Here is a 6,155-nt window from a genome sequence, read left to right as displayed (position 1 = left end):
ACGGCGGCCGGCCAACCGCAGCAGCTGTGGACCCAGCGCCGCGATGTAGACGTCCGGCCGCGGCGCGCCGGCGATCATCAGGGCGCCGCGGGTGGTGACCGTCTCCCCCGCCGCGTCGGCGGGTTCGCCCGCCAGCAACGGAAGCAGGCCGTCGAGATACTCGTTGAGCCTACGCACCGGTTTGTCCCAGGGGATGCCCCACATTCCCTCGGTGACCGCGGCGTGGGTCATGCCGAGGCCGAGGGTGAACCGGCCACCTGAGGCCAGGCTCACGGTCAGCGCGCGCTGCGCCATCTGCATGGGGTGCTGGTTCTGGATCGGGACGACGCCGCTGGCCGCCTCGATGGTGTCCACCTCACGCAGCGCCACCGCCAGCACCGTGAGAAGGTCGGGCTCGTACGGCAGTTGGCTCATCCACACCCTGCGGAAGCCCTCGTCGCGCAATTGCGCCAGGTTGGTGATGGTCGCCTCGATCGGCGACTCGCTGCCGGCTCCGCTGAGCTGTCCGAACATGCTGATCTGCATGCGCTGAACAGTAGCCCCGACAAGTAAATGCCCCGTGTTGCCGTCGGGTCGGGGGGTCAGACGGCAACACGGAGCTATCCCATGTATCGATCGCTCAGCGGCGGGCGTTACAGCCGCCGGCAATCTTTTTTCTCAGGCCTCGAGGATGGCCGTCACGCCCTGTCCACCTGCGGCGCAGACCGAGATGAGACCGCGCACCGGCTGCCCCGTCTCGGCCTTCTTCTCGGCCAGTTGCTTGGCCAACTGAGCGACGATCCGCCCACCGGTCGCGGCGAACGGGTGCCCGGCGGCCAGCGACGAACCGTTGACGTTGAGCTTGGACCGGTCGATGGAGCCGAGCGCCCCGTCCAGCCCCAGACGCTCCTTGCAGTACTCCTCGGACTCCCAGGCCGCCAACGTGGCCAGCACCACCGAGGCGAACGCCTCGTGGATCTCGTAGTAGTCGAAGTCCTGCAACGACAGCCCGTTGCGGGACAGCAGCCGCGGCACCGCGTAGGTGGGGGCCATCAGCAACCCGTCGCGGCCGTTGACGTAGTCCACCGCCGCGGTCTCACCGTCGACGAAGTACGCCAGCACCGGGATCGAGCGTTCGGCGGCCCACTGTTCGCTGGACAGCAGCGCCACCGACGCACCGTCGGTCAGCGGCGTCGAGTTGCCTGCCGTCATCGTCGCGTCGCCGTTGCGCACCCCGAACACGGGCTTGAGCTTGGCCAACTTCTCGGTCGAGGAGTCGGCGCGCAGATTGTTGTCGCGGTAGAGACCAAGAAACGGCGAGACGAGGTCGTCGAAGAAACCGCGGTCGTAGGCCGCAGCCATGTTCTGGTGGCTGGCGGCGGCCAGTGCGTCCTGGTCGACGCGTTTGACGCCCATCTCCTTGGCGGTGACGGCGGCGTGCTCGCCCATCGACATCCCGGTGCGCGGCTCGCTGTTGACCGGGATCTCCACGCCCAAAGCGGCGGGCAGCTTGCCGACGAGCTTCAGGCGGTCGAGGTTCGACTTGGCCCGCCGAAGTCCGAGCAGCACCCGGCGGAAGTCGTCGCCGAACGCGATCGGGGCGTCGGAAGCGGTGTCCACCCCGCCCGCAGCGGCCACCTCGTAGCGACCCAGCGCGATGCCGTCAGCAGCGGCGATGGCCGACTGCAGGCCGGTGCCGCACGCCTGCTGGAGGTCGAACGCCGGCGTGTACGACGAGAGCCCGCTGCCCAGCACGCATTCGCGCATCAGGTTGAAGTCGCGACTGTGCTTGAGCACCGCGCCGCCGATCACCGCGTCGAGCTTTTCGCCCTTCAGGTTGAAGCGGTCAGCCAGGCCGTCCAGCACGGCCGTGAACATGTCCTGGTTGGAGGCGTTCGCGTAGGCGCCGTCGGAGCGCGCGAAGGGAATCCGATTGCCGCCGAGAATCGCTACTCGGCGGGGTGTGTTGTTGTCTGCCACGTCTGCCTCCCGGCGTCGCGAGGATCATTGGGTGTCGAGAGTCATACTACCCACGCTTCTTACTCTGGAGTAAGTTCGTGATCGATACGACAGTGCGGCGATGGGGTACCCCGTCCCTCGACCGCTTCCACATCACCGATTTCTTCGCGAAAGGCAGCGCTGTGGCTTCCGACCTCCTCTCCCAAGTCGTCAACTCCGGTCCCGGTGGATTCCTGGCCAAACAGCTCGGCGTCCCGCAGCCTGAGACCTTGCGGCGCTACGAGCCGGGCAAGCCGCCTCTGGCCGGATCGCTGCTGATCGGCGGCGACGGCCGAGTGGTGGAGCCACTGCGGGCAGCCCTGGCCGAGGACTACGACGTGGTCGCCAACAACCTCGGCGGACGCTGGGCCGATTCGTTCGGCGGCCTGGTCTTCGACGCCACCGGCATCACCGAACCCGAGGGTCTCAAGGGTCTCTACGAGTTCTTCACCCCGCTGCTGCGCAACCTCGGCCACTCGGGGCGCGTTGTCGTCGTCGGCACCACACCGGAGGAGACGGGCAGCGTCCACGAGCGCACGGCGCAGCGCGCGCTGGAGGGGTTCACCCGCTCGCTGGGCAAGGAGTTGCGCAACGGCGCCACCGCCGCGCTGGTCTACCTATCCCCCGACGCCAAGCCCGCGGCGACCGGCCTGGAGTCCACGCTGCGGTTCCTGCTGTCGGCAAAGTCTGCCTATGTCGACGGCCAGGTCTTCCGGGTCGGCGCAGCCGACTCCACCCCGCCGGCGGACTGGGACAAGCCGCTCGACGGCAAGGTCGCCGTGGTGACGGGAGCCGCGCGCGGGATCGGCGCGACGATCGCCCACGTGTTCGCGCGCGACGGCGCGAAGGTCATCGCGATCGACATGGAGGGAGCGGCCGAGGAGCTCGCCGAGGTCGCCACCAAGATCGGAGGCACCGCACTGACGCTCGACGTCACAGCCGCCGACGCCGTGGACCGCATCACCGACCATGTGAAGCAGCATTACGACGGCCGTCTCGACATCCTGGTCAACAACGCGGGTATCACCCGCGACAAACTGCTCGCCAACATGGACGAAGGCCGGTGGGACTCCGTCGTCGCGGTGAATCTCCTTGCGCCGCTGCGGCTTGCCGAGGAGTTGGTGGCCAACGGCACCATCGGAGACGGCGGTCGGATCGTCGGGTTGTCGTCGATGGCCGGCATCGCGGGCAATCGGGGACAGACGAACTACGCCGCGACCAAGGCGGGCATGATCGGGCTGACCGATGCGCTGGCGCCGCAGTTCGCGGAGAAGAACATCACCATCAACGCGATCGCGCCGGGGTTCATCGAGACCAAGATGACCGACGCGATCCCGCTGGCCACCCGCGAGGTCGGCAGGCGGCTGAATTCGCTGTTCCAGGGCGGCCAACCGGTGGATGTCGCCGAGGCCATCGCTTACTTCGCCAACCCGGCGTCCAACGCGGTCACCGGAAACACCATCCGGGTGTGCGGCCAGGCCATGCTGGGGGCATGAGCGAAGCTTGCGGAGCGAATCGACCGATGGCGAGCGAAGCTTGCGGAGCGAAGCGAGGATCATGAGCGGGAATCAACAGCCCTCGGGCTTGAAGAACATGCTGTGGGCAGCCGCTGGTGCGCTGCCCTTCGTGCCGCGCGACGACACGCTGCCAGACCGCACGCTGACGGTGGACGAATTGAGAATCGACCCCGCCAACGTCGCCGCGTACGCCAACGTCACCGGGCTGCGATTCGGCGACACCGTGCCGCTGACGTATCCGTTCGCGCTCACGTTCCCGACCGTGATGTCGTTGGTGTCGGCGTTCGACTTCCCTTTCGCGGCAATGGGTTCGGTGCACATCGAGAACCACATCACCCAGTACCGGCCGATCTCGGTGACCGATACCGTTTCGGTGGCCGTGCATGCCGAGAACCTGCGGGAGCACCGCAAGGGGCTGCTGGTCGACATCGTGACCGACGTCAATGTCGGCAACGACACCGCGTGGCATCAGGTCACCACGTTCCTGCACCAGCAGCGGACCAGCCTGTCCGACGAACCCAAGTCGCCACCGCAGAAGCAGCCCAAACTGCCCCCGCCCAATGCCGTCCTGAACATCACGGCCGGGCAGATCCGTCACTACGCGTCGGTCGGCGGTGACCACAACCCGATTCACACCAACGGGATCGCTGCCAAGCTCTTCGGCTTCCCCACTGTGATCGCGCACGGGATGTTCAGTGCTGCCGCGGTTCTGGCGAACATCGAAGGCCGGCTGCCCGACGCGGTCAAGTACTCGGTGCGGTTCGCCAAACCCGTTGTGCTGCCGGCTCGCGCAGGCCTCTACGTCGACCGCACCGCCGACGGCTGGGATCTGACGCTGCGGCACCTGACCAAGGGCCACCCGCACCTGTCGGGATCGGTGACCCCGGCCTGAGGCTGCTCGCGAGCTCAGTGCGTCGCGACGGCGTCCTTGTCAGGTGCAGCGGTGTCCTTGGACGGCACGGTGTCCTTGTTGTCGGACGGCGCACCTTTGAGGCCCAGCCAGAACAGGTCGATCAGCAGTTGCGCGGCCTCACCCGCATCGGCGTCACCGGTGCTGACCCGTGATGCCACCGCCTCCCCGGCACCCACCAGCGCAACCGCCATCAGGTCGAAGTCGGTGTCCGGCCCGGGAGCTCGAGTGCCCGAACGCAACAGGCGGCCGACGAGTTCGATGATGCGTTCGCGACCCTCGCGCACGGTGTGGGCGAACCGCTGCGAACTGGTCGCCTGGGTGTAGAGCACCATCCAGGACGCCCGGTGCGCGTCGATGTACTTCAGGAATGACAGGACGGCGCTGCGCAACAACTCTTTCGGCGGGTCGTCGAAATCGACGTTGCCACGCAGCTCGTCGACGAACCGGGTCAGCTCCCTGTCCAGGCAGGCGCCGAACAGTTCCTCTTTCGAGCCGTAGTACAGATACAGCATCGGCTTGCTGATCTGCGCCGCGGCCGCGATCGCGTCCATCGACGTCTCGTGATAGCCGTTCACCGAGAACATCTGCACTGCGGCATCGAGCATCTGCTGCTCCCGCACGGCACGCGGTAACCGCTTGGTACCACCTGCCATCCGCTGAGCCTTCCTGACCTGAACGCGACGTGTTCTCACCACAGGGTAAGAGATGACAGGCCGATCAGCCGCCGCAGCGGGGAGATGGGCCCTTTGCTGCCGAGATCCGTGACACCGCGGCGTCAACTCCGGACATGCTCAGTTCGCCGGCCGCCACCGCCTTTTCCAGGCGGTCGAGCACCGCCGGCACCTCGGCGGTGGTGACCCACAACGCCACGTCGGCGCCGGCCTGCAGGGAGCGCAGTACCGCGTCGGCGACACCGAACCTGTCGGTGATGGCCCGCATGCTGGACAGGTCGTCGGTGAACACCAGACCGTTGAACGGCGGGCCGCCGTAATTGCCTGAACGCAGCAGCGCGTACGCCGCGGGGCTCAGGCTGGCCGGTTCGCTGCCGGTCAGGCCTGGGATCTCCATGTGCCCGACCATGACGGCGACCGGCGCCTCGGCCGTCAGCGTCCGATAGGGCAGCAGGTCGTTGGCCTGCAGAACGTCCAGCGGCGGAGTGACGACGCTGCCTTCGTGTGAGTCACCCGATCCCTGGCCGTGCCCGGGGAAGTGCTTGAGCACCGGCATCAGCCCGGCGTCACGCAGGCCGCGCGCGTAGGCGCCTGCGTAGTCGGTGACCGTGGTGGGGTCGGCACCGAAGGACCGGTCACCGATGACGGTGTTGTCCGGGTCGTCGGTGATGTCGACGACGGGGGCGAAGTCGACGGTGATCCCCAGGTTCCGCATCTGAGTGCCGCGGTCCCTCGCGATCGCGTAGACCTCTTCGGGGGTGCTGGTCTGAGCCAGCACCCGCGGGGCGGGCTGGGAGCCGATCACGCTCGAGAGTCGCGAGACGCGGCCGCCCTCCTCGTCGACGCTCACCGCCAGGGGAAGCGGGCCTGCCGTCGCGGCGATGTCGGACAGGGAGCCGTCGGTCAGCATGGACAGGTCGGTCCAGCTGCCTATCATGATGCCGCCCACATGGTGGCTGTCGACGACGGCGCGGGCGTCCGCGGCGCCGGTCACCCCGACCATCAGGAGCTGGGCGAGCTTGTCCCGGGTCGACATCGCGGCGGGATCACCGCAGGCGGGGGCCGCCGGGACAGGGG

At 67.8% G+C, this 6,155-nt stretch carries 6 protein-coding genes; 2 read left to right on the top strand and 4 right to left on the bottom strand.

Annotation, left to right across the window (positions count from 1 at the left end):
- Both WA965_RS29285 and WA965_RS29280 read right to left on the bottom strand, forming a co-directional pair.
- A partial coding sequence (locus tag WA965_RS29285) for an LLM class flavin-dependent oxidoreductase (protein WP_526448303.1) occupies positions 1–525 on the bottom strand: 525 nt, incomplete at its 3' end.
- Positions 526–657: 132 nt separating this feature from the next.
- Entirely contained in the window at positions 658–1,959 is a 1,302-nt protein-coding gene (locus tag WA965_RS29280; RefSeq protein ID WP_526297756.1) for an acetyl-CoA C-acetyltransferase, read from the bottom strand.
- Between the two features lie 161 nt (positions 1,960–2,120).
- Here WA965_RS29280 and WA965_RS29275 point away from each other — a divergent pair, with 161 nt between their 5' ends.
- Together WA965_RS29275 and WA965_RS29270 are read left to right on the top strand one after the other, a co-directional pair.
- On the top strand, positions 2,121–3,473 hold the full coding sequence (locus WA965_RS29275) for a 3-oxoacyl-ACP reductase (protein WP_526297760.1): 1,353 nt from the start codon (positions 2,121–2,123) through the stop codon (positions 3,471–3,473).
- A 61-nt stretch (positions 3,474–3,534) separates the two neighbouring features.
- On the top strand, positions 3,535–4,386 hold the full coding sequence (locus tag WA965_RS29270) for a MaoC/PaaZ C-terminal domain-containing protein (protein WP_526297754.1): 852 nt from the start codon (positions 3,535–3,537) through the stop codon (positions 4,384–4,386).
- A 14-nt stretch (positions 4,387–4,400) separates the two neighbouring features.
- Here WA965_RS29270 and WA965_RS29265 read toward each other — a convergent pair whose 3' ends face one another.
- Positions 4,401–5,060 (bottom strand): TetR/AcrR family transcriptional regulator, encoded by a 660-nt coding sequence (locus tag WA965_RS29265; protein ID WP_526297752.1) that lies wholly within the window; start codon positions 5,058–5,060, stop codon positions 4,401–4,403.
- Positions 5,061–5,124: 64 nt separating this feature from the next.
- A partial coding sequence (locus tag WA965_RS29260; RefSeq protein ID WP_526297750.1) for a glycoside hydrolase family 3 N-terminal domain-containing protein occupies positions 5,125–6,155 on the bottom strand: 1,031 nt, incomplete at its 5' end.

It is taken from the genome of Mycobacterium sp. (genome assembly GCF_049683935.1).
Taxonomy (GTDB): domain Bacteria; phylum Actinomycetota; class Actinomycetes; order Mycobacteriales; family Mycobacteriaceae; genus Mycobacterium.
The sequence above is the reverse complement of the archived record's forward strand: the minus strand, read 5'-3'. Positions and strand labels throughout refer to the sequence as shown.

What these genes read in the sequence shown, in the direction of transcription:
- WA965_RS29265 (WP_526297752.1), bottom strand. Translation starts at nt 5,060, where the DNA reads ATGGCAGGTGGTACCAAGCGGTTACCGCGTGCCGTGCGGGAGCAGCAG.
- WA965_RS29270 (WP_526297754.1), top strand. Translation starts at nt 3,535, where the DNA reads ATGAGCGGGAATCAACAGCCCTCGGGCTTGAAGAACATGCTGTGGGCA.